Source organism: Streptomyces sp. NPDC111802 (assembly GCF_055634335.1).
The window spans coordinates 336,895-357,312 of the sequence record NZ_JBVKCZ010000002.1; the positions used below are offsets into that span (position 1 = coordinate 336,895).

Below are 20,418 nucleotides of genomic sequence, written 5' to 3' on the forward strand. Positions count from 1 at the left end.
GAAATCCGAACTCACTGTAGCCCGACAGGTTGGAAAAACAAACCCACAAGGTTGGAAAGCCGAACCCGCCCCTTAGACTGAGCGCCATGGCCGCCCCCAAAGACCCGCGCCCCTGCTCCATCGCCGACGCCCTGGCGCTCGTGGGCGAGAAGTACTCCCTGCTCGTCCTGCGCGAGGTGTGCCTCGGCAACAGCCGCTTCGACCAGCTCGTACGCAACATCGGCGCCCCCCGCGACATCCTCGCCACCCGGCTGCGCCGCCTCGTCGACGCCGGCATCCTCACCAAGCGCGCCTACAGCGAGCGCCCCCAGCGCTTCGAGTACCGGCCCACGCAGGCCGGGCTGGAGCTGGAGCCGGTCCTGATGACCCTCATGGCCTGGGGCGACCGCCACCTGCGCCAGAACGACGACCGCCCCATGGTCATCGAGCACACCTGCGGCAACGAACTCCTCGCGATCGTGACCTGCCAGGCCTGCGGCGACCCAGTACGCCACGAGGACCTCAGGGCGCATCCTCAGACCCCCGGATGGTCGGTCTCGGGACCGACGGCGGCGTGATCCGAGGCTCCGGCCCCAAGGGCAGACATCCCACTCCCGGCCCACGGCGACTCACGCGCGCCCTCACATCAGGATAAGAACCGCGTCCGAGGACCAGACGCCGAAGGCCAGTCCAGTACGGTCAGCTCGGGCCACTGCCGACGCCAGCGCGCCGTCTTGGCTTCGTACACCTCGCGCGGGGCGAGCACCGGATTGGGACGAACGACCAGATTGAACACGTCGGACAACCCATGCGGCGCGTAAACGCGCCAACGCGCGCCCGCCTCCAGCCGGACCCCCAGACAGCAGGTCGTCGCCGCGAAGCTGTCGATGGCCGCCTCGGTGGAGGAGTACGGAGCGCATGTGACGCCGAATTTCTGCTCGTACCAAAGGTGGACGCGGGCCTCGTTGCGGACCTCGACCTCAGCCGGCAGCCCGGCGAAGAGCTCGTCGGCGGCCCTGATGACCGCGTCCTCAGCCTCCCAGGACAGGTCCCTCTCGTCGAAGTAGAAGACGTCGTAGTCCTTGATCCCACTGGTGGGCGGCCGGTCCGTGACCACGTTCCACACGGTCTGAAAGACACACCCGGCCGTCACGTACCAGCCGGGCAACTCCAGTGCCGCCGTGCGGTTCAACACCTCCAACAGCACCTCGTTGCGGGAGAGTACGGACTTGAGGCGGGCAAGCTGCTCGTCGAGCGGGAGGCGACCGATCACCCCACATGCCTACCACCCGGCGCATACCAGGGATGCCTCTCCAGGTGCTTCACGATCGCCTCCCACTCCCACGCCCCGGTAGCGGCGGGTGAGGGGGTCGCCGGGCGGGAGTTCCAGTTCGGCGTGGAGGGCCAAGTCGGGAGTGACGCCCGCGAAAGGCTCGTCGCGTACGAACCATTGTGGGCAGGGTGCCCGGTCGCTGGGGTGTGCGTTCTCGGGGGCGTGTGCGAAGGTCGCCCTGGAGGGCGCGTGGACCGCGCGAGAAGAGGCCCGAGCGCTCGGCGATGACGACGCGGTCACCGTCCGCGGAGACCTCGCCGAAGCCGGCGTGCGCCATCGGCCCGACCCGCTCGGGACGTCGCCGGCGAGGGTCCGGAGCGGGTGGACGTACGGCTTCGGGGCCTCCCAGACGCCCTCGGGCCGGTAGATGTTGGCGAGCAGTTCGACGCCGGTGACCTCGTCGGTCACGGTGATGCGGTCGCGGTAGGAGTGGACGATACGCAGACCGGTCACCCGGCGGCCTCCCCGGACGGACAGAGGCAGCCAGACGCCGGACAGCAGGCGCTTTCAGTTCGCAGCAACGTAAGCGGCGGCCCTGCCGCAGGTCAGGACCGCTATGGCCGGGGTCGGCGAGCGTCCGCCGAGCCCCCGTGCCGGGCCTGTCATCGAGGGACGCTACGCTGCCCCTCGACACTCGCGATCACTGCGCCGCCGACGCTGTGTCCCCCGTTACTCCTTGCCACGATCAGCACTTGGACTCCGTAACTTCATGTCTTGGTTTGAATCCCTCATCCTCGGACTCGTCCAGGGGCTGACCGAGTTCCTCCCCGTGTCCTCCAGCGCGCATCTGCGGCTGACCGCGGCGTTCTCGGGCTGGGAGGACCCGGGTGCGGCCTTCACGGCGATCACGCAGATCGGCACCGAGACCGCCGTACTGATCTACTTCCGCAAGGACATCGGGCGGATCATCGCCGCGTGGCTGAAGTCGCTGACGAACAAGGAGATGCGGCGCGACCACGACGCCCAGATGGGCTGGCTGGTGATCGTCGGCTCGATCCCGATCGGTGTGCTCGGCCTGACACTCAAGGACCAGATCGAGGGGCCCTTCCGCGATCTGCGCATCACGGCGACGATGCTGATCGTCGTCGGCATCATCATCGGCATCGCCGACCGGATGGCGGCCCGCGACGAGTCGGGCGGCCGGCACCGCGCGCCCAAGCAGCGCAAGTCGCTCGAGGACCTGAACGTGAAGGACGGCCTGATCTTCGGCCTGTGCCAGTCCGCGGCGCTCGTCCCCGGCGTCTCCCGCTCCGGCGCGACCATCAGCGGCGGCCTCTTCATGGGCTACAACCGCGAGGCCGCGGCCCGCTACTCCTTCCTCCTGGCGATCCCGGCCGTCCTCGCCTCGGGTCTCTTCGAGCTCAAGGACGCGATGGAGAGCGACCATGTCTCCTGGGGCCCGACGATCTTCGCGACGGTGATCGCCTTCGCGTCCGGTTACGCGGTCATCGCATGGTTCATGAAGTTCATCTCCACCAAGAGCTTCATGCCGTTCGTCTGGTACCGCATCGCACTCGGCATCGTCATCCTCGCCCTGGTGGCAGCGGGTGTCCTGAGCCCGCACGCGGCGGAGTCGGCGGGCTGACAGCCAAGCCCCGCATGGCCCTCACCCAGCAGTTCGCCCGCGTCAACCCGGAGTACAGCCGCGTGCGGGGAGGCGATGCGGGAGTTCTACGGCGGCCCCCCCGAAAATCCGTGACCAATCACATACGTGTGCGTAGCCGTCCGGTAGCGCGCTGTCAGCCCTTGCCCCTAGGCTTGTCCGCATGTCCCCCCATTCCTTAGGCCCTGGTTCCGTGCGGTCTGCTGCCGAGGTGAACGAGGAGATTCGCGCCCTGTGGCTGCGCGCGGGCGGCTCCTTGTCGGCTCAGGAGCGCGCGGAGTACGAGCTGTTGGTGGTCGAGTGGGCAGCTGCCATCCGCGGTGAGGTCATCGAGGCGGCCTGAGGTTCGGGCTCGCGTGCCTAAGATCCACTCCATGGAGCATCTGGAACACGTGCCGCCGCGTCGCGGCCTGGTCATCTTCCTCAACGGCACGTCCAGTTCGGGCAAGTCGAGCATCGCGGCCGAACTCCTGCGGATTCTCGACGAGCCGTACTTCCACATGCCCGTCGACGCATTCCACGCCATGCGCTCCCGGAACCCCGTCCCATCGGACCAGCTCGCCACCGTCCTCCATCGCACCTGGCAGGGCTTCCACCGCGCGGTCGCGGGCATGGCCGCCGGTGGCAACAACGTCATCGTCGACCATGTGCTGAGCGCCGACTGGCGCCTGAAGGACTGCCTGTTACTCCTCGTGCCACAGGATGTCGTCCTCGTCAAAGTGCACTGCTCTCCGGAGGAGTTGGACCGCCGGGAACGCGAACGCGGCGACCGCCCGCCCGGCCTCGCCGCCGGCCAGCTGGAGCGGGTACACGCTCATGGCGCCTACGACCTGGAGTGCGACACCAGCTACAGCACACCGCTGGAGTGCGCCCACCGCATCAAGCAGTTCCTGACTCGCAGAACGAGCCCTACCGCCTTCGAACGGCTGCAGGCCGCTGCGTAGGACTCAACACCGGGGGCTTCGCCGCACCATCCCACTCCCCTCCGTCCACTCCCCCTCCGTCCGCTTCCTCACCGGTCCTTGATGCACGCCCCGGCGTGCCCGCCCAAGGGAGTTGTTGCCGGGCACGGCTCGGGTCCCGTTCCAGGGCCTCCGTATGACTCATGGGCAGCTCTGGACGTCACCGGCGTCTCCAAGAGCATGTGGCGGGGCGCTCGGGGGCGCCTGCAACCGCCAACTGGAGTACCGTCGGCCGCTAGTGCCACGACCAGGACCCTTCGCGAGCTTGGTCAACGCTGTTGGTACACGGGTTGAATCCTTGTCCGGACCACGCGCAGTGGGCGAACGGCACCACGTCCGGCGCGAACCGCCTCTGAAACCCCACCCGCATCCCCCGAATACCGCCGTACGCCCCCTTGGCTCCGCCCACCACATGCCCAACACTGAGCCGATGACGCAGCGTGCGGAACTCGCCACCCTGAGGGATCGGTTGGCGGTCGATGGAGTGATCACCGACTATGCGGTCGCCGTGGACGACGGCGACTGGGCGGCGTACCGAAGCCTGTTCACGTCCGACGGACGCGCGGACTACCGGTCGGCCGGCGGTATCGAGGGGGACGCCGACAGCATCGCCGCGTGGCTTGCGGAGAGCTTGCGGGTGTTTTCGATGCGCCAGCATCTCATCGTCAACCGGCGGGTACGTTTCGGGGTCCTGGAGCAGGACACCGGGGATACGGCGAGGGTGCAGGCGGACTACGTCAATCCGATGCGGTTCGCCGGGGACGGCGAGGGCGCTGCGGCGCCGGATTTCGTGTGCGGTGGACGTTACGCGTTCGGGCTGCTGCGCACCGACGACGGCTGGCGGCTGCGCGAGGTGGTCGTACAGGAGAAATGGCGCCGCCTGCCCGAGCGGACCGCGCCGGCGGTGCTCGACTGAGCGGACGCCCACTGTCCCACTGTCAGTGCCTGTGAGCACACTGGAAGGACCACGGGGTAGGAGGCACCGCATGAAGACGATCAGCCGCTGGCTCATCTCGCCGTGGCGGCGCTCGATCGCCGCCACTCTGGCCGGTGCGCTGCCGGTGCTCGCCTTTCCCGAGCCGGCGCTGTGGTGGTTCGCGTACGTCGCCCTGGTCCCGTGGATCGCGCTGCTGCGCACCGCGCCGACGGGGCGGCGGGCATCGCGCGAGGGCTGGTGGGGCGGTTTCGGCTTCATGCTGGCGATGCACCACTGGCTGCTGCCGAACCTGCATGTCTTTACGTTCGTCATCGCCGCCCTGCTCGGCGCGCTCTGGGCCCCGTGGGGCTGGCTGGTGCGGCGGTTCATGGCCTCGTCGAGCCCGTCCCCGGGCCGGGTCGCGGCTGCGCTCGCCGTGGTGCCGTCCGGCTGGCTGATGGTCGAGCTCGTGCGCTCATGGCAGGAGCTGGGCGGCCCGTGGGGCGTGCTGGGAGCCAGTCAGTGGCAGGTGGAGCCCGCGCTGCGGCTGGCCTCGGTCGGCGGGGTGTGGCTGATCAGCTTCCTGGTGGTGACCGTCAATGTCGCCGTCGCCGTGCTGATGACGGTGCGCGCATCCCGGGTCCCCGCCGTGGCCGGTATCGCCGCGACGGCTGTCGCCACCTCGGCCGCCTGGGTGTGGTCCCCGCGCCCGGACGTACAGGACCGGGTCCGGATCGCCGTCGTACAGCCCGGGGTCATCGAGGGCGGGGCCGCCGCCGACCGGCGTTTCGACCGGGAGGTGCAGCTCACCCGGGAGCTGGCCGGTCAGCATGTCGACCTGATCGTCTGGGGCGAGAGCAGCGTCGGCTTCGACCTCGGCGACCGGCCCGACTACGCCCGCAGACTCGCGGCCCTCTCGCGCGAGACGGGCGCGAACATCGTGGTGAACGTGGATGCGCGGCGCTCCGACAAGCCCGGCATCTACAAGAGCTCGATCATGGTCGGCCCGGACGGCCCGACCGGCGCCCGCTACGACAAGATGCGGCTGGTCCCCTTCGGGGAGTACATACCGCTGCGCTCGATGCTGGGCTGGGCGACCTCCGTGGGCAAGGCGGCCGCCGAGGACCGCAGACGCGGCACCGAGCAGGTCGTGATGGATGCTGGGCACGGGCTGCGCATCGGCCCGATGGTCTGCTTCGAGTCCGCGTTCTCCGACATGAGCCGCAGCCTCGCCGACCATGGCGCCGAGGTGCTGATCGCCCAGTCGGCGACGTCGACGTTCCAGCAGAGCTGGGCCCCGGAGCAGCACGCCTCGCTCGCCGCGCTGCGCGCCGCCGAGACCGGCCGCCCGATGGTGCACGCGACGCTGACCGGTGCCTCCGCCGTGTACGGGCCGAGCGGGCAGCGCGTGAGTTCCTGGCTGGGCACCAGCGAGAGCACGAGCGCGGTCTACGAGGTTCCGCGGGCCGGCGGCGTCACGCCGTACGTCCGCTTCGGCGACTGGGTGGCGCAGGCGGCGCTGCTGATCGTCGCCGCCTGGTGCGCGGGCGAGGGCATCCGGACCCTGCGGCCCCGGCTCAGGCGGCCCGCTCCTGAACCGCGCGTACCACCCGCTCGCACAACTCATGAGTCGCCAGCGCGTCCCGGGCGCTGAGCACCTTGCCCGCGCGCACCGCGTCGAGGAAGGCGAGCACCGCCTGCTCGATGCCGCGCTGCCGGGCCACCGGCACCCAGTCCCCGCGCCGGCGCACGGTCGGCTGGCCCTTGTGGTCGACGACCTCGGCGAGGTTGACGACCTGACGCTTGGTGTCCTGCCCGGACACCTCCAGGATCTCCTCGGCCGAGCCGCTGAGCCGGTTCATCACACCGAGCGCGGTGAAGCCGTCCCCGGCGAGCTGGAGCACGACATGGTGCAGCAGCCCGCCCTCGACCCGGGCACGCACGGTCACGTCGTCGATCGGGCCGGGCACAAGGAAGCGCAGCGTGTCCACGACGTGGATGAAGTCGTCGAGGATCATCGAGCGCGGCTCCTCCGGGAGCCCGATCCGGTTCTTCTGCATCAGGATCAGCTCGCGCGGATGGTCGGCGCACTGCGCGTAACCGGGGGCGTAGCGCCGGTTGAAGCCGACGGCGAGGCTCACGTCGCGCCGCTCGGCGAGGGCCACGAGCCGCTCGGAGTCGGCGAGTCGGTAGGCGAGCGGCTTGTCGACATACGTCGGCACGCCCGCCTCCAGCAGCTGGGTCACGATCTCCGGGTGCGCGACCGTGGGCGCGTGCACGAAGGCGGCGTCGAGATCCTGGGCGAGGAGCGAGTCGAGGTCCGCGTGCCGCTGCCCGGCCGGGAGGTGGAGGCCGTCGGCGACCCGGTCGAGCGTCGCGGGCGTACGCGTCTGGAGATGCAGTTCGACCCCGGGCTGTACGCCGAGCACCGGCAGGTATGCCTTCTGCGCGATGTCACCGAGTCCGATACAGCCGACCTTCACGGGGTGATCTCCTCTGGCGGTTGCCTGCCGTGGTTTTCCCGGCAGCATACGGCGCCTGCGGCGGCCGCCAGTCGGCGATGCCCTCGAAGCCCCGCAGGAACAGCAGCGGGGCCGCCTTGGACAGCGCGGCCAGCGCCGTGTTCCGTACGGCGATCCCGGCGCGGCCGGTCATCAGGTTGAGGCGGCCGACCCGAGCGGCCTGGCGGGCGATGGCCGTCGTACGCGGGAGGCGTGCCGCGGTGTACGCGGCCAGGTCGTGACAGTGGGCGGCGAGGACGATCGCGTCCTCGATGGCCTGGTTGCCGCCCTGCCCCAGCATCGGCTGCATGGCGTGCGCGGCGTCGCCGACCAGGGCCACCCGGCCGCGATGGTAGGCGGGCAACGGCTCGGCGATGTGGTGGACGTCGTGGCGCAGGACGTCCTCGGGGCGTGCGGCGGCGAGGATCGCCGGGATCGGGTCGTGCCAGTCGCCGTAGCGGCGCAGGAGTTCGGCCTTCTCGTCGTCGGGGGCGCGCTCCCCGGCGGGCGTGATCGCCGCGGCGTACGCGTAGACGCGGCCGTCCTTGAGCGGGTGCGAGCCCCAGATGCGGCCCCGGCCCCAGGTCTCGTGCGAGGCGAACTCCACGCCGGGCACCGGGATGACGACCCGCCAGGTGGTGAACCCGGAGTACGCGGTCCCGGGATGACGCGGGAACAGCGCCCGGCGTACGGCGGAGTGGATGCCGTCGGCGGCCACCACGAGGTCGGCCTCCAGATCGCTGTCCGGGGTGTTCACGCGCGCGGGCCGGCCGGTGTCCCCCGGATCGGCGACGGACGCGGCGACCGCGGTGCGGACGGTGTCGGCCGGGAGCCGGGCGGCGAGGCTGTTGACCAGAGTGGCCCGGTGCAGCAGGACGAGGGGGCCGCCGAAACGTTCGGCCACGGCGGCGGCGTCCGTGCGCGAGAGCCAGCGACCGGACGGGGTGCGCAGTCCCCCGTCGCCCTGCCACGCGGCGAGGTCGCGGATCTCGTCGCCGAGCCCGATGACGTCCAGCGCGCGCAGGGAGTTGGGCGCGAAGGAGATGCCCGCGCCGACCGGCTCCAGGGCCGGGGCGCGCTCCAGCACCGTGACGTCCCAGTCGCCCTGGCGCAGTGCGACCGCCGCGGTCAGGCCTCCGATACCACCGCCGATGACGACGGCCCGCCTCGACTGTCCCATGGCTTCCTCCCGGTGTGACTACAGGTGTAGTACCGCCATGCGTCGACTGTACTACAGGCGTAGTGTGGGAGGTAGGTTGATCTCCATGTCCGTACGCTCCGCGGGCGCCTCGCGCGCCGATCTCGTCGCCGACACCGCCCTCGCGCTGCTCGCGGAGCGCGGGATGCGGGGACTCACGCACCGGGCGGTCGACGAGGCGGCCGGGCTGCCGCAGGGCTCCACGTCCAACCTGGCACGCACCCGGCAGGCACTGCTGGAGCTGGCGGTGCGCCGGCTCGCCGAACGTGAAGCGCGGGTCCTGGCGTTGGAGGAGATGCCGGACCCGCGGAGCGGCCTCGACTCACTGGTCGACGGTCTGGCGCTGGCGACGCACCGCGCCCTGACCCGCCACCGCGACCTCACGCTCGCCCGCTATGAACTGGCCCTGGAGGCCACGCGCCGCCCCGAGCTGCGCGCCTACTTCGACGCGACGGGCGCCCGCTTCCGCGACCAGCTGACCGCCCTGGTGACCGCGATGGGTTCGACGGCCCCGGCCCGGCACGCGCTGTCGCTGGTGGCATGGGCGGACGGGCTGATGTTCAGCTGCGTGGCCGGATCCTTCGGGGCGGAGGTGCCGAGCCTGGACGAGGTACGGGCGGGGCTGCGCGAACTGCTCGGCGGGATGTTCGGCGACGCGTCGGCGCCAGTGAAAACTCCTGGTGAACCGGGGTGAGTTCAGCGACGATACAGGCATGACGACCGAACGCGACGAGCCCGCCACCACCGCCGACGAGCGCACGATGCTGGAGGGCTGGCTGGACTACCACCGCCGGACCCTCGCGTGGAAGTGCGAGGGCCTGACCGACTCCCAGCTCAGGACCGCGTCCGTGGAGCCGTCCGAGCTGTCCCTGATGGGCCTGGTGCGGCACATGGCGGAGGTGGAGCGGGGCTGGTTCCGTCAGGTGCTCATGGGCGACGACGCGGGGCCGATCTACTGCTCCGAGGAGGATCCGGACGGCGAGTTCCATCTCACCGAGGCGGACACCTGGGAGGACGCGTACGCCACCTGGCAGGCCGAGATCGACATCGCCCGGCGCAACGCGGCCGGATTCGGCCTGTCCGACCGCTCCAAGGGCAGAAGCCGGCGCACCGGCTCGGAGTTCAACCTGCGCTGGATCTACACGCACATGATCGAGGAGTACGCCCGTCACAACGGTCACGCAGACCTGATCCGCGAGCGCATCGACGGCGCCACGGGCGACTGACGTCAGCCGGGGCAGGCCGACGCCGCCCATACGGGGACGGAGATCACCCGTGTGGATCAACCTCTGCTCGTCCACTGTCCCAACGGCCGCCCGACCCAGCAGAGTTGCGCGGGTGCATCGAACGACGACCACCGCAACGCTCCTGGTCACCGTGGCCGTCTCGGCCCTGTCCGGCTGTACGACGGTCCAGCGCCCGCCGTCCTCCGGCGCCCCGACGGTGCCCTCGCAGCCGTCGGTTCCCCGGCCCAGCGGTCATACGGCCCCCGAAGCAGTGCAGGCGCCGGCCCGCGAGGCCCTGGCCCTCATCGGCCCGTCCCCCAGCCCGGACCCCACGCCGTCCGCCGCACACTCCGCGTCGCCGACCACCCCACAGGCGCAGCGCACGCCGCCCCGGGACTCTCGCTCCCACGGCCACCCCGAGCACCACGAACCCCGCCGCCCGCACTCCGACCCCGCTCCCGATGCCCCGGAAAGGCCGAGCGTCCCCGTCCCCGACATGTCGAAGTCGCTCCACAAAGAGGTCCAGGAGAACCCGGACGTCTGCGCACTGGGCAGGAAGTACGGCGGCTGGCGAGCGGACAGCCCGGAGTCGAGGATCTGCGACCAGACGTACGGGCGGTGAGGGGGCAGGCAGGGCGCCGGCGCTGAGGAGATGTGCCCTACACCTCCTCCCCCAGCCACCCCTCCAGCCGCCGGATCTCGGCCCGCACCCCGTCCCCGTAGCTGTCGTCCCGCAACACGCCCGCCGCTCCGCGCGCCCGCTGAAGATGCACGCGGGCGGCCTCCGTGCGGTCGAGCTTGACGTAGTCGGCGGCCAGGTTCAGATGCAGCGAGGGAAACAGAGCGAGCACGCCGACCGCGCCGACCGCCCCCTGCGCCTCGGTCAACGCCCGCAGATCCCACGCCAGTTCGTCCGAGGGGTCGTCCTGGGTGTCGGCCAGGTAGTGGGCCAGCGTGCATCGGTGCAGGGGGTCGCCGTCCTCGCCCAGCTCCGTCCACAGGTCCAGCAGCCGGCGCCGGGCCTCCTCGCGATCCCCGGCGTGATGAAGCATCACGACCTGCCCGATCCGCGTCAGCACGGCGTCCGGCGCCGTCTGCTCCTGTCGCTCCGCCACCACGTCCTCCGGGCCCTCGTCGGCTGGTACTTCCCGACGCTAACCGCCCCCATCGGCATTCCCGGTCAGGCAGCTCCGTACGATCACCGTCCCGCTCCGGCGAAGAACCGGCCCGGGCGGAGGACCGTCCGGGCCGAGGGCAGGCCGTCAGGGGAGGGCGGAAGCGGCCGGCCCGACGGCCGGCTCGACGACAACTCAGCCCAGATCCGGAATCCGCCAGTCGATCGGCTCATGTCCCTGCTGGGCCACCGCCTCGTTGATCTGCGTGAACGGACGCGAGCCGAAGAACTTCTTCGCCGACAGCGGCGAGGGATGCGCGCCCTTGACGACCACATGCCGTGTCTCGTCGATGAGCGGGAGCTTCTTCTGCGCGTAGTTGCCCCACAGCACGAACACCGCGGGGTCGGGCCGGTCGGCCACCGCCCGGATCACGGCGTCGGTGAACTTCTCCCAGCCCTTGCCCTTGTGCGAGTTCGCCTCGCCGGCGCGCACCGTCAGCACCGCGTTGAGCAGCAGGACGCCTTGCTCGGCCCACGGCATCAGATAGCCGTTGTCCGGGACGGGGTGGCCGAGCTCCTCCTTCATCTCCTTGTAGATGTTGCGCAGCGAGGGCGGCGTCTTCACTCCGGGACGGACGGAGAAGCACAGCCCGTGCCCCTGTCCCTCGCCGTGATACGGGTCCTGGCCGAGGACCAGGACCTTCACCTTCTCGTACGGCGTGGCGTCCAGCGCGGCGAAGACCTCCTCGCGCGGCGGATAGACGGGACCCTTCGCCCGCTCCTCCTCGACGAACTCCGTCAGCTCCTTGAAATAGAGCTGCTGCAGCTCGTCGCCCAGAACCCCGCGCCAGGACTCGGGCAGCATGGCGATGTCGGTCACGTCAACTTCCTTACGCTGTACGGCAGACGATGTGCGGTCCACTACGGCCACGACCAGCGGTCGCTTCCAGGTCTCAGAACCTACAGGCGACCACTGACAATCGCCCCGCGGACCGCACATCCTCCCGACAGCCGCCCCCGCCGGTGGGTCTCCCTACCAGCTGGTCTTGCGGGACAACTCGCCCACCAACATGATCGTCGACGGGTCCAGCGCCCGCTCCGCTCCCGAGATCTCCGCGCTCGCGGCCACGTACTGCCGGCCCTGCCACAGCGGCAGCAGCCGTACGTCGTCCACGAGGATGCGCTGGGCGTCCTCGAAGTCCTTGACCACGTTGGCCCGGTCGCTCTGGGCGCGGGAGTTGGGCAGCAGGGTCTCGGTGATCTTCGGCACCAGGTACGGCGTACCGAGCGCGTTCTGCTCGCCGACGAACGGCGCGATGAAGTTGTCCGCGTCCGGGAAGTCGGGGAACCAGCCACGCCCGAACACCGGGTACTCGCCCTTCTGGTAGCCGGCGACGTACGTCTTCCAGGGGCGGCTCTTGAGGGTGACCTTGAAGAGACCGGACCCTTCGAGCTGGCTCTTCAGCTCATCGAACTCGGCCTTGGTGGCGGAGCCGTAGCGGTCGCTGGTGTACCACAGGGTGAGCGGTACGGGGGTGGAGATGCCCGCGTCGGTCAGGATCTCGCGGGCCTTGCCGGTGCTGGGGTCGCCGTAGTCGTCGAAGAAGCCCGTGGTGTGTCCGGTCAGGCCCTTGGGGACCATGGAGTACAGCGGCTCGACGGTGTCCTTGTAGACCTTGTGCGCGATGGCCGGACGGTCGACGACCTGGGCGATGGCCTTGCGGACGGCGGTCTTGCCCGCCATGGGGTCCTTGGGGTTGAAGACCAGGTAGTTGATCTCGGTGCCGGAGCCCTCGATCACCTGGAGTTCGTCGTCGTCATCGGCCTGGATGTCGACGATGTCGTCAGCGGCGAGGCCTCGGAAGGCGACGTCGAGCCTCTTGTCGCGCAGCGCGGAGACCATGGTAGGTGAGTCCTGGTAGTAGCGGATGGTCACCGCGCTGTTCTTGCGCTCCGCGACGCCCTTGTAGCTGTCGTTCTTGACGAGCTCGGCCTTGCTGCCCTCGTCGTACGACGACAGGGTGTAGGGCCCGGACCCGACGATCGTGCCCTCCTCGCGGAGCTTGTCCGCCGGGTAGTCCTCGGGGTCGACGATCGACATCGCTGGGGTGGCGAGCACGAAGGGGAAGGTCGCGTCGGCCTTGTTGAGATGGAAGACGACCTGGCGGTCGCCCAGCACCTGGACCCGTTCGAGGCTGCCCAGCAGTCCGGCGGGGCCGCCGTTGACGTTGATCTTCCGGATCCGGTCGATCGAGTACTTGACCGCCTTCGCGTCGAGGGCGTGCCCGTCGGAGAAGGTGAGGCCCTCGCGCAGCTCGCACTCGTACTTCATGTTCGAGGTGTCGCTGAACCGGCAGCTCTCGGCGGCGTCGGGCTCAGGGACGGTCGAGCCCGAGGGGTAGCTGAGGAGTGTCTGATAAATGTTGCGGAACAGTTCCCAGGAGCTGTCCCAGCTCGCGGCGGGATCAAGGGTGCTGGGGGCCGCGGTCGTCCCCACGACGATCGGGCTTTCCTCCTCCGTCGAATCGGAAGAGAGGACACCGCACCCTGCCACCAGGGACGATATGGACGCGATGGCCGCCACCTGCCGCAGGCGTCGGATCCGGTTGAACACGCGCACGCTCCTCGATCTGCCATACCAAGGGTCGGCAGACGATACCGCAGTGTTCCGGCCGTTGGACCTCCTGTCTCATAGAGCACTTGTTCGTTCTTCGGGTGACTACGTTGTCAGCGTTCAGTGATCTTCCGATACGTCGACACGGGCGCCGCTGATGTCCAGCGGCGCCCGTGTCGATGTGGGTGCGGAAGTGGTGTCCCGTGTGTCAGCCGACACCGGCGTTGAGGAAGATGCCGCCGTCGACGACGAGGGTCTGGCCGGTGATCCAGTCCGACTGCTCCGAGGTGAGGAACGCGGCGGCGCCACCGATGTCGGAGGGCACGCCGAGCCGGGCCAGCGGGTAGGCCGCGGCGGCCTCCTCCTCCCGGCCCTCGTACAGGGCCTGCGCGAACTTGGTCTTCACCACAGCCGGGGCGATCGCGTTGACCCGCACCTTGGGCGCGAACTCGTGCGCCAGCTGCTGGGTGAGGTTGATCAGCGCGGCCTTGCTGACGCCGTAGGCGGCGATGAAGGGCGAGGGCGCGATGCCCGCGACGGAGGCGATGTTGACGATCGCGCCGCCGTTGTCCTTCTGCCAGGCATGCCAGGTCTTCTGCGCGAAGCCCAGCGCCGAGATCACGTTGGTCTCGAAGACCTTGCGCGCGACACCCAGGTCGAGATCGGCGATGGGCCCGAACACCGGGTTCGTACCGGCGTTGTTGACCAGGTGGTCGACGCGGCCGAAGGCCTCCATGGTGCGCTCGACGGCGACGGCCTGGTGGGCCTCGTCGTGCGCCTTGCCGGCGACGTAGATGGCGCGCTCGGCGCCCAGCTGCTCGACGGCCTCCTTGAGTGCGTCCTCGTTGCGGCCGGTGATGCACACCCGGTCGCCGCGCGCGACCAGCGCCTCGGCGACGCCGTAGCCGATGCCGCGGCTGGCGCCCGTGACGAGGGCGACCTTGCCGGAGAGTTCAGGCAGTTCAGTCATGTCCGTGTGTCCCAGTTCCCTAGTCGAGCGGTCCGCCGGCGACGTACAGCACCTGGCCGGAGACGAAGCCGGCCGCTTCGCCCGTGAAGAAGGCGATGGCGTTGGCGATGTCCTCCGGCTCACCGACCCGGGCCACCGGGATCTGGGTGGCGGCCGCGGCCTTGAAGTCCTCGAAGCCCATGCCGACGCGGTCGGCGGTGGCCTTGGTCATCTCGGTGGCGATGAAACCGGGGGCGACGGCGTTGGCGGTGACGCCGAACTTGCCGAGCTCCTTGGCGAGGGTCTTGGTGAAGCCCTGCAGGCCGGCCTTGGCGGCGGAGTAGTTGACCTGGCCGCGGTTGCCCAGCGCGGAGGACGAGGAGAGGTTGACGATGCGGCCGAAGCCCGCGTCCACCATGTGCTTCTGGCAGGCCTTGGACATCAGGAAGGCGCCGCGCAGGTGGACGTTCATGACGGTGTCCCAGTCGGCGACGCTCATCTTGAACAGCAGGTTGTCCCGCAGCACACCCGCGTTGTTGACCAGGATCGTCGGGGCGCCGAGCTCCTCGGCGATCCGCGCGATGGCCGCCTCGACCTGTGCCTCGTCGGAGACGTCGCACCCGACCGCGAGGGCCTTGCCGCCGGCCGCGGTGATCTTCTCCACGGTGTCCTTGCAGGCAGCCTCGTCGAGGTCGATCACGGCGACCGCGCGGCCCTCGGCGGCCAGTCGTACGGCGGTGGCGGCGCCGATCCCGCGCGCTCCGCCGGTGACTACGGCGACCCGCTGATCAGTGGTGGACATCAGTGACTCTCCTCGGTGAGCGACCGCTTAGTACCTTCGATGGACGTGACGCTAGAAGTCCTGGCACGCGGTGTCAACGGTCGCCACGTGCATGTGATCCATTACCTGATCCGCTACTTCACCAACACGTCGAGCAGCCGGTCCGTCTCGGCCGCCGGATCGGAGGTGAGCCCGGTGTGCACCGGTCCTGGCTGGACGACGGTCGAGCGGGGCGCGATCAGCCAGCGAAAACGCCGCCCCGCGTCGTCGCCCGCGGCCTGACCCTCCGCCTCGCTGCCGCCGCAGACGCTCTCGACGGCCCCGAGGGCGGCCCGGACGCCGGCCACATCCGCGTCCGGGTCGAGGGCGAGCAGCCGCGCCTCGTCGAGGTGGGTGCGGGCGCCGACGTAGCCCTTCGCCCGGCAGTACACCAGCACGCCCGCGTTGATGCACTCGCCGCGCTCGACGCGCGGTACGACGCGCAGGAGGGCGTACTCGAAGACGTCCCGGTCGTTCGCCTCGCTGCCCCGGATGATGTGGCGCTCCACTACATGTCCGGCCATGTGAATGTGGCGCTCGCTCACTTGCTCTCCTCGATTCCGGTGACGCGCTCGTGGACGACGGCGGCGCGGGCGAGCAGGGTCCGCGCATAGGCCCGCCGGAGATCGTCGGGTGTGTCGAAGCCGGGTTCGCCGACCAGCCAGGCGTCCGGGATCTCGGCGGTGACCTCGGCCAGCAGGTCCTCGGTGACGCGCGGCGCGAGAGCGGCGGCGGCGCCCGCGAGGTCGGGGGCGAAGCCGGACAGGGCGTGGTCCGAGGCGTCGTAGGGGCGGGCGGCGGAGGCCTCGGCACCGGGCCAGTTGTGGTGCCAGATCATGGTCGCGCCGTGGTCGATGAGCCACAGCTCGCCGCGCCACCTCAGCAGGTTGGGGTTGCGCCAGGACCGGTCGACGTTGTTGACCAGGGCGTCGAACCAGAGGACCCGTCCGGCTTCCTCGGGGCTCACCTCGAAGGCGAGGGGGTCGAAGCCGAGCGCCCCGGACAGGAAGTCCATGCCCAGGTTGGTGCCACCACTGGACCTGAGCAACTCCTGCACCTGCTGGTCGGGTTCGCCGAGCCCCAGCACCGGGTCGAGCTGCACCGTGACCAGCCGGGGCACCCGGAATCCCAGCCTGCGGGCGAGTTCACCGCAGACGACCTCGGCGACCAGCGTCTTGCGGCCCTGTCCGGCGCCGGTGAACTTCATGACGTACGTCCCGAAGTCGTCGGCCTCGACGAGCCCCGGCAGCGAGCCACCCTCACGCAGGGGCGTGATGTAGCGGGTCGCGATGACCTCTTTCAACATTCTCCCAGGCCATCCGTCTCTCTAGCCTTGAAATCCACGACCACTTCGAAGGGGTGCAGCCCTTGCGTCCCGCCTCCGGCATGAAATGAGCATAGTAACCGAGGGTGATCGCGAGGGAGGAGCGCCCGAGCCACGAGAACTTCCGCCCCTGCCTCGGCGACCGAGGAGGACACGTCGACGACACGGGTCTTCTTCCCCTTGGGCAGGGTGAAAGTGCTTCCGCCTGACGGTGCTACGGCGTGTGGAACCCGGCGATCCTCGCGAAGACGCCACCGGTCGTCGGCTGTTGGCCGTCCTGCCCCTGGGCCCGGCCCGCCAGCACCGCGCCCGCGCGCTCACCGGTGGGTGTGCCGCAGGTGGGCACACGCCCGGCGGGCTCGGGCAGCCTCAGCCGCAGATCGTCTCCAGTATCAGGCCGAGGGCGAGCAGTTCGCGGTCGCCTCCGGCAGGTCCGTCGATCTCCAGCCCGGCCGGCAGGCCGTTCGCTGCCACGCCCATCGGGATGCTCAGGCCGGGGGCGCCGATGACACTGGCGGGGCCGGTGTTGCGGATGAAGGTGGGGAAGGTGTCGGCGGATTCCCCGCACAGGACCATGCCCTGGTCGCAGGTGGCGAGGTCCAGGGCGGTGGCCGGGGTGGTCGGGAAGGCCAGCCCGTCCAGGCTGTGCGCGGTGAAGGTCTCGGCGTAGGCGGCACGCAGCCGTCGCCGGTGGGCCAGGCAGTCGAGGTAGACCTCCTTGGCTACCAGCCCCGGGGCACCTTCGAGAAGGCAGTTCTCGAAGATGCCTCGTACGTCGGGGCCCGCGATGCCGGCGGCGAGTTCGGCCAGGTCCGTCTGCGGCCGGTACCGCGCCAGGTAGGCGGACAGCTCGACGCGGGCCTCGTACAGCACGATGGCCATACCGGCCTCGTACTCGCCCTGGACGAACGGGGTGACGTCGATCGGGACCAGGGTCACTCCGGCCGCGGAGAGGGAGTGCAGCGCCGCCTCCCACAGTGCGGCGACCTCGTCCTGCAACGGCTCGGTGAAGTGACCGGTCGGCACCCCCAGCCTGATGGACCGCGGCGGGCGTACGGCGACCGGAGTGTCGTCGCCGCTGAGGACACCATCCAGCAGGGCCAGGTCGGCGACCCGGCGCGCCATCGGGCCGATGGTGTCCCGGGTGCTCGACAGGGGCGTCACTCCCTCGCCGGGGTAGCGCCCGACGGTCGGGCGCAGTGCGCAGGTGCCGGTGACGGCCGCGGGGATGCGCACCGAGCCGCCGGTGTCGGTGCCGAGCCCTGCCCGCACGACTCCGGCCGCGACGAGTGCGGCGACCCCGCCGCTGCTGCCGCCGGCGGAGCGGCTGGGGTCGTACGGGTTGCGGACCGGGCCGAAGGCCTGGTTGTTGCTGGTGATGCCGAAGGCCAGCTCGTGCATGTTGGCCTTGCCCAGGATGACGGCACCGGCGTCGCGCAGCCGCCGCACGGCGGGTGCGTCGCTCGCGGGGACGAAGTCCCGCAGGGCGGGGGTGCCGGCGGTGTTGGGCAGTCCGGCGACGTGGATGTTGTCCTTGACGGCGACCGTCATCCCGGACAGCGGGCCCGGACCGGCCGGGGGCCTCGCGCCTGCTTCGCGGTCGAGGGTGATGAAGCCGCCCAGGTGCGCCACCTCCTCGGCCCGTTCCAGAGCGGTTGTGACCTCACGTTCGCTTCGCGCGTCCGCACCTGCCGTCGGGCCGGCTGCTTCGGTGATGGGTTGTCTCGTGATCGGTTCGCTCATGGCCTGCTCCTTCGTGCGGATCCACTGGGAGAGCTCGCGGACGATCACTGCAGCACCGGCAGCACATGTCATCGTTCGCTCACGCGATGACATGTTGGAGGAAATCATGCCCCCTATCAAGCCCACCGAGGGGCACGGCAGCGGTAGGGTCAACACGTAGTCATGTGTTGGCGTGTTGTCTCCGAGCTTCGGAAGGACGAGAGGTCCAGGCAGTGTTCGATCAGAGCCACGAGAGCGACCTGGTCTTCCGTGCCCTCAACGACGCGACGCGCAGGGCCATCCTGGCCCTGCTGGCGGCGGAGAACGAGCCCACGGCCGGAGACATCGCGGCCGCGTTCCCCGCGCTCGGACGTACTGCCGTCTCGGCCCACCTGCGGGTCCTGCGGGACGCACAGCTGGTCTCCGAGGTGCGCGACGGCAAGCACCGGCGTTACCGTCTGGGCCCCAATCGGGCCGACGCGGCGATCGCGTTCCTGCGCCAGATCTACGAGCAGTCGCTGCCCAACGACCAGGGGGCGGCATCGGAGCGCTCGGACGGGCTGCGTGATGCGAAGAGCGGATGACGGTCGCGGTCACACCCCCCGGCGTGACCCCCGGTCAGTCCTTCGCGCCACGGCCGCCGGCTGAGGGAGAGCACCCATGCGCGAGATCGTCCTGGTCAACGAGACGCACCTTGGTCTGCCGCCGCACGAGGCGTTCGGCATGTTCGGGCGGACCGGCGGCACCGGCTGGATGTTCTCCGCACGCTTCGAGAACGCGGTGCCCGGGGCGGCGGCCTGCATCGACATCCCTCTCCCGGCCGCCGCAGTCGGCGAGGCGTCCGTGCGCGGCACGGCACGCATCGTGGAGGTACGGCCCTACCGGCGGATCGTGCTCCAGCACGAGACCCCCTGGACCGGGCGGATCACCCTGACCTTCACCCGCGCGCCCGGAGGCACCCGGGTGCGGGCCGTCACCGAACTGGACGAGGACGCCCTCCGCTGGATGACCGCGAGTCTGGGCTGCGCGATGCCGGAGGGCGACAACGCAGCCGACGAGATCCGCATCGCCCTGCTGACCAGCCTCTCCGGGAGCGCCGGGCTCTTCGGCCGGGCCGCCGCCAACTGCACGGCGCTGGCGGCCGAGGAGATCAACGCCGAAGGCGGCATCTGCGGCCGGCCGGTACGTATCGAGGTGGTGGACGACCGCACCGACGCCGCCACCGCACTCGCCCGGCTGCGAGACCTCGACCGGCGGCGCGGGCTGGCGGCGGTGGTGGGCGTTCACAGCTCGGCGACCTTTGACGCGGTGAGCCGGTACGCGCAGGCATCGGGCCTGCCGTATCTGTACACCGCCGCGAACGAGGGCAGCCTGGTGCAGGACGGAACGCTGTTCCGGCTCGGCCAGTCGGTGACGGACCAACTGGCGCAGGCCGTCCCGGCGCTGATGCGCGAGAGCGGCGGCCGCGCCTGGTACCTCATCGGGAACGACTACTCCTGGCCGCGGGCCGTGTGCACGCAGGGCAGCCGCATCGCCGAACGGCACGGCGGACGCATCGTCGGCCGGCGCCTCGTCCCGCTCGGCGAGTCGGTCTTCGACGACGTGCTGGAGGACATCGAGGCGTCCGGCGCCGACCTGGTGCTCTCCGGCCTGGTGGGGTGGAGTTCCGTCGACTTCGAGCGGCGGTTCCACGCCGCGGGGCTGCGCCGCCGTATCCGTACGCTCGCGCCCCTGCTGGAGGAGAACACCCGCGAGCACCTGGGCACGGCGGCGAGCGGGGTGTGGTCCTGCCTGCCGTACTTCTCCGCCCTGGACACGGCGGAGAACACCGACTTCCTACGGCGGTACCGGGCCGCGTTCGGGGTGTGGGCGCCGTCGCCGTCGGCGCTGACGGAGTCGGCGTACGAGGGCCTGAACCTGTTCGCCCGGGCCGCCCGGAAAGCAGGGTCGTCGCGCGGGACCGAGGTCTCCCACGCCCTACGAGGTCTCACACTGGCCGGGCCGCGAGGCAGGGTCGCGGTGGGAGCCGACGGACGGCTGCGGCAGCACATGTACCTCGCCGAGGCCACCGCCACCGGGTTCGCGGTCCGCGCGCAGCTACCGTCCGGCGCAGTCTGACCCCTCAACCGTCGCGCCTTCCAGGCCACCACCCCGACG

23 protein-coding genes are annotated in these 20,418 nt (G+C 70.4%); 11 read left to right on the top strand and 12 right to left on the bottom strand.

The features are described from left to right. The first annotated feature begins 86 nt into the window (after positions 1–86). On the top strand, positions 87–557 hold the full coding sequence (locus ACZ7NC_RS03215; RefSeq protein ID WP_471484432.1) for a winged helix-turn-helix transcriptional regulator: 471 nt from the start codon (positions 87–89) through the stop codon (positions 555–557). Between the two features lie 68 nt (positions 558–625). Here ACZ7NC_RS03215 and ACZ7NC_RS03220 read toward each other — a convergent pair whose 3' ends face one another. Both ACZ7NC_RS03220 and ACZ7NC_RS03225 read right to left on the bottom strand, forming a co-directional pair. Then, positions 626–1,252: a nucleotidyltransferase family protein gene (locus ACZ7NC_RS03220; RefSeq protein WP_471484434.1), complete on the bottom strand. Its 627-nt coding sequence runs from the start codon at positions 1,250–1,252 to the stop codon at positions 626–628. A gap of 9 nt (positions 1,253–1,261) precedes the next feature. After that, entirely contained in the window at positions 1,262–1,765 is a 504-nt protein-coding gene (locus ACZ7NC_RS03225) for a DUF6807 family protein (RefSeq protein WP_471484435.1), read from the bottom strand. Positions 1,766–2,021: 256 nt separating this feature from the next. Here ACZ7NC_RS03225 and ACZ7NC_RS03230 point away from each other — a divergent pair, with 256 nt between their 5' ends. The 5 genes from ACZ7NC_RS03230 to lnt all read left to right on the top strand — a co-directional run bounded on the left by ACZ7NC_RS03230 (position 2,022) and on the right by lnt (position 6,447). Next, positions 2,022–2,897, top strand: coding sequence for an undecaprenyl-diphosphate phosphatase (locus ACZ7NC_RS03230; RefSeq protein WP_471484436.1), 876 nt, complete (start codon positions 2,022–2,024; stop codon positions 2,895–2,897). Between the two features lie 181 nt (positions 2,898–3,078). Beyond that, positions 3,079–3,258, top strand: coding sequence for a hypothetical protein (locus tag ACZ7NC_RS03235; RefSeq protein ID WP_078504336.1), 180 nt, complete (start codon positions 3,079–3,081; stop codon positions 3,256–3,258). A 31-nt stretch (positions 3,259–3,289) separates the two neighbouring features. Then, on the top strand, positions 3,290–3,859 hold the full coding sequence (locus tag ACZ7NC_RS03240; RefSeq protein WP_471484438.1) for a chloramphenicol phosphotransferase CPT family protein: 570 nt from the start codon (positions 3,290–3,292) through the stop codon (positions 3,857–3,859). A 448-nt stretch (positions 3,860–4,307) separates the two neighbouring features. Then, positions 4,308–4,793 (top strand): nuclear transport factor 2 family protein, encoded by a 486-nt coding sequence (locus tag ACZ7NC_RS03245; RefSeq protein ID WP_471484440.1) that lies wholly within the window; start codon positions 4,308–4,310, stop codon positions 4,791–4,793. A 70-nt stretch (positions 4,794–4,863) separates the two neighbouring features. Beyond that, positions 4,864–6,447 (top strand): apolipoprotein N-acyltransferase, encoded by a 1,584-nt coding sequence (gene lnt / locus ACZ7NC_RS03250; protein ID WP_471484442.1) that lies wholly within the window; start codon positions 4,864–4,866, stop codon positions 6,445–6,447. Here the strand turns inward: lnt and ACZ7NC_RS03255 are convergent. Next, on the bottom strand, positions 6,371–7,276 hold the full coding sequence (locus ACZ7NC_RS03255) for a Gfo/Idh/MocA family protein (RefSeq protein WP_471484443.1): 906 nt from the start codon (positions 7,274–7,276) through the stop codon (positions 6,371–6,373). The two genes, lnt and ACZ7NC_RS03255, sit on opposite strands and share 77 nt — an antisense overlap. Further along, entirely contained in the window at positions 7,248–8,474 is a 1,227-nt protein-coding gene (locus ACZ7NC_RS03260; RefSeq protein ID WP_471484445.1) for an FAD-dependent monooxygenase, read from the bottom strand. The genes ACZ7NC_RS03255 and ACZ7NC_RS03260 overlap by 29 nt, the downstream gene beginning before the upstream one ends. 85 nt (positions 8,475–8,559) lie before the next feature. Here ACZ7NC_RS03260 and ACZ7NC_RS03265 point away from each other — a divergent pair, with 85 nt between their 5' ends. From ACZ7NC_RS03265 to ACZ7NC_RS03275, 3 genes are all read left to right on the top strand, one after another. Next, positions 8,560–9,186: a TetR/AcrR family transcriptional regulator gene (locus ACZ7NC_RS03265; protein ID WP_471484447.1), complete on the top strand. Its 627-nt coding sequence runs from the start codon at positions 8,560–8,562 to the stop codon at positions 9,184–9,186. A gap of 19 nt (positions 9,187–9,205) precedes the next feature. Then, positions 9,206–9,718, top strand: a complete 513-nt coding sequence (locus tag ACZ7NC_RS03270) for a DinB family protein (RefSeq protein WP_471484449.1) — start codon at positions 9,206–9,208, stop codon at positions 9,716–9,718. 112 nt (positions 9,719–9,830) lie between these two features. Next, positions 9,831–10,340, top strand: a complete 510-nt coding sequence (locus tag ACZ7NC_RS03275; protein WP_471484451.1) for a hypothetical protein — start codon at positions 9,831–9,833, stop codon at positions 10,338–10,340. 37 nt (positions 10,341–10,377) lie between these two features. Here the strand turns inward: ACZ7NC_RS03275 and ACZ7NC_RS03280 are convergent, their stop codons facing one another. From ACZ7NC_RS03280 to ACZ7NC_RS03315, 8 genes are all read right to left on the bottom strand, one after another. Next, entirely contained in the window at positions 10,378–10,833 is a 456-nt protein-coding gene (locus ACZ7NC_RS03280; RefSeq protein ID WP_471484452.1) for a hypothetical protein, read from the bottom strand. Between the two features lie 195 nt (positions 10,834–11,028). Further along, positions 11,029–11,712 carry a uracil-DNA glycosylase gene (locus tag ACZ7NC_RS03285; protein WP_471484454.1) on the bottom strand — a complete coding sequence of 228 codons (684 nt, stop codon included), beginning with the start codon at positions 11,710–11,712 and terminating at the stop codon, positions 11,029–11,031. Between the two features lie 153 nt (positions 11,713–11,865). Next, positions 11,866–13,446, bottom strand: coding sequence for an ABC transporter substrate-binding protein (locus ACZ7NC_RS03290; protein WP_471484456.1), 1,581 nt, complete (start codon positions 13,444–13,446; stop codon positions 11,866–11,868). 208 nt (positions 13,447–13,654) lie between these two features. Next, positions 13,655–14,416 (bottom strand): SDR family oxidoreductase, encoded by a 762-nt coding sequence (locus ACZ7NC_RS03295; protein ID WP_471484458.1) that lies wholly within the window; start codon positions 14,414–14,416, stop codon positions 13,655–13,657. Between the two features lie 19 nt (positions 14,417–14,435). Continuing rightward, positions 14,436–15,197 (bottom strand): 3-oxoacyl-ACP reductase FabG, encoded by a 762-nt coding sequence (gene fabG / locus ACZ7NC_RS03300; protein WP_471484459.1) that lies wholly within the window; start codon positions 15,195–15,197, stop codon positions 14,436–14,438. A 113-nt stretch (positions 15,198–15,310) separates the two neighbouring features. After that, positions 15,311–15,760, bottom strand: a complete 450-nt coding sequence (locus tag ACZ7NC_RS03305; RefSeq protein ID WP_471484460.1) for a DUF3037 domain-containing protein — start codon at positions 15,758–15,760, stop codon at positions 15,311–15,313. Next, positions 15,757–16,521: a HipA family kinase gene (locus ACZ7NC_RS03310; protein ID WP_471484461.1), complete on the bottom strand. Its 765-nt coding sequence runs from the start codon at positions 16,519–16,521 to the stop codon at positions 15,757–15,759. Before ACZ7NC_RS03310 ends, ACZ7NC_RS03305 begins: the two co-directional genes overlap by 4 nt. A gap of 387 nt (positions 16,522–16,908) precedes the next feature. After that, entirely contained in the window at positions 16,909–18,282 is a 1,374-nt protein-coding gene (locus ACZ7NC_RS03315; RefSeq protein WP_471484463.1) for an amidase family protein, read from the bottom strand. 212 nt (positions 18,283–18,494) lie between these two features. Between ACZ7NC_RS03315 and ACZ7NC_RS03320 the strand changes: the two genes are divergently transcribed. Together ACZ7NC_RS03320 and ACZ7NC_RS03325 are read left to right on the top strand one after the other, a co-directional pair. Then, a complete protein-coding gene (locus ACZ7NC_RS03320; protein ID WP_471484464.1) occupies positions 18,495–18,845 on the top strand; it encodes an ArsR/SmtB family transcription factor in 351 nt (116 codons plus the stop codon). 76 nt (positions 18,846–18,921) lie between these two features. Further along, complete coding sequence (locus ACZ7NC_RS03325) at positions 18,922–20,379, top strand: ABC transporter substrate-binding protein (protein WP_471484465.1); 1,458 nt, start codon at positions 18,922–18,924, stop codon at positions 20,377–20,379. Positions 20,380–20,418 lie beyond the last annotated feature (39 nt).

Excerpts from the sequence above, each read along its gene's own strand:
- ACZ7NC_RS03215 (WP_471484432.1), top strand. The coding sequence starts at position 87 with ATGGCCGCCCCCAAAGACCCGCGCCCCTGCTCCATCGCCGACGCCCTG.
- ACZ7NC_RS03230 (WP_471484436.1), top strand. The coding sequence starts at position 2,022 with ATGTCTTGGTTTGAATCCCTCATCCTCGGACTCGTCCAGGGGCTGACC.
- ACZ7NC_RS03235 (WP_078504336.1), top strand. The coding sequence starts at position 3,079 with ATGTCCCCCCATTCCTTAGGCCCTGGTTCCGTGCGGTCTGCTGCCGAG.
- ACZ7NC_RS03240 (WP_471484438.1), top strand. The coding sequence starts at position 3,290 with ATGGAGCATCTGGAACACGTGCCGCCGCGTCGCGGCCTGGTCATCTTC.
- ACZ7NC_RS03245 (WP_471484440.1), top strand. The coding sequence starts at position 4,308 with ATGACGCAGCGTGCGGAACTCGCCACCCTGAGGGATCGGTTGGCGGTC.
- lnt (WP_471484442.1), top strand. The coding sequence starts at position 4,864 with ATGAAGACGATCAGCCGCTGGCTCATCTCGCCGTGGCGGCGCTCGATC.
- ACZ7NC_RS03260 (WP_471484445.1), bottom strand. The coding sequence starts at position 8,474 with ATGGGACAGTCGAGGCGGGCCGTCGTCATCGGCGGTGGTATCGGAGGC.
- ACZ7NC_RS03265 (WP_471484447.1), top strand. The coding sequence starts at position 8,560 with ATGTCCGTACGCTCCGCGGGCGCCTCGCGCGCCGATCTCGTCGCCGAC.
- ACZ7NC_RS03270 (WP_471484449.1), top strand. The coding sequence starts at position 9,206 with ATGACGACCGAACGCGACGAGCCCGCCACCACCGCCGACGAGCGCACG.
- ACZ7NC_RS03295 (WP_471484458.1), bottom strand. The coding sequence starts at position 14,416 with ATGACTGAACTGCCTGAACTCTCCGGCAAGGTCGCCCTCGTCACGGGC.
- fabG (WP_471484459.1), bottom strand. The coding sequence starts at position 15,197 with ATGTCCACCACTGATCAGCGGGTCGCCGTAGTCACCGGCGGAGCGCGC.
- ACZ7NC_RS03310 (WP_471484461.1), bottom strand. The coding sequence starts at position 16,521 with ATGTTGAAAGAGGTCATCGCGACCCGCTACATCACGCCCCTGCGTGAG.
- ACZ7NC_RS03315 (WP_471484463.1), bottom strand. The coding sequence starts at position 18,282 with ATGAGCGAACCGATCACGAGACAACCCATCACCGAAGCAGCCGGCCCG.
- ACZ7NC_RS03325 (WP_471484465.1), top strand. The coding sequence starts at position 18,922 with ATGCGCGAGATCGTCCTGGTCAACGAGACGCACCTTGGTCTGCCGCCG.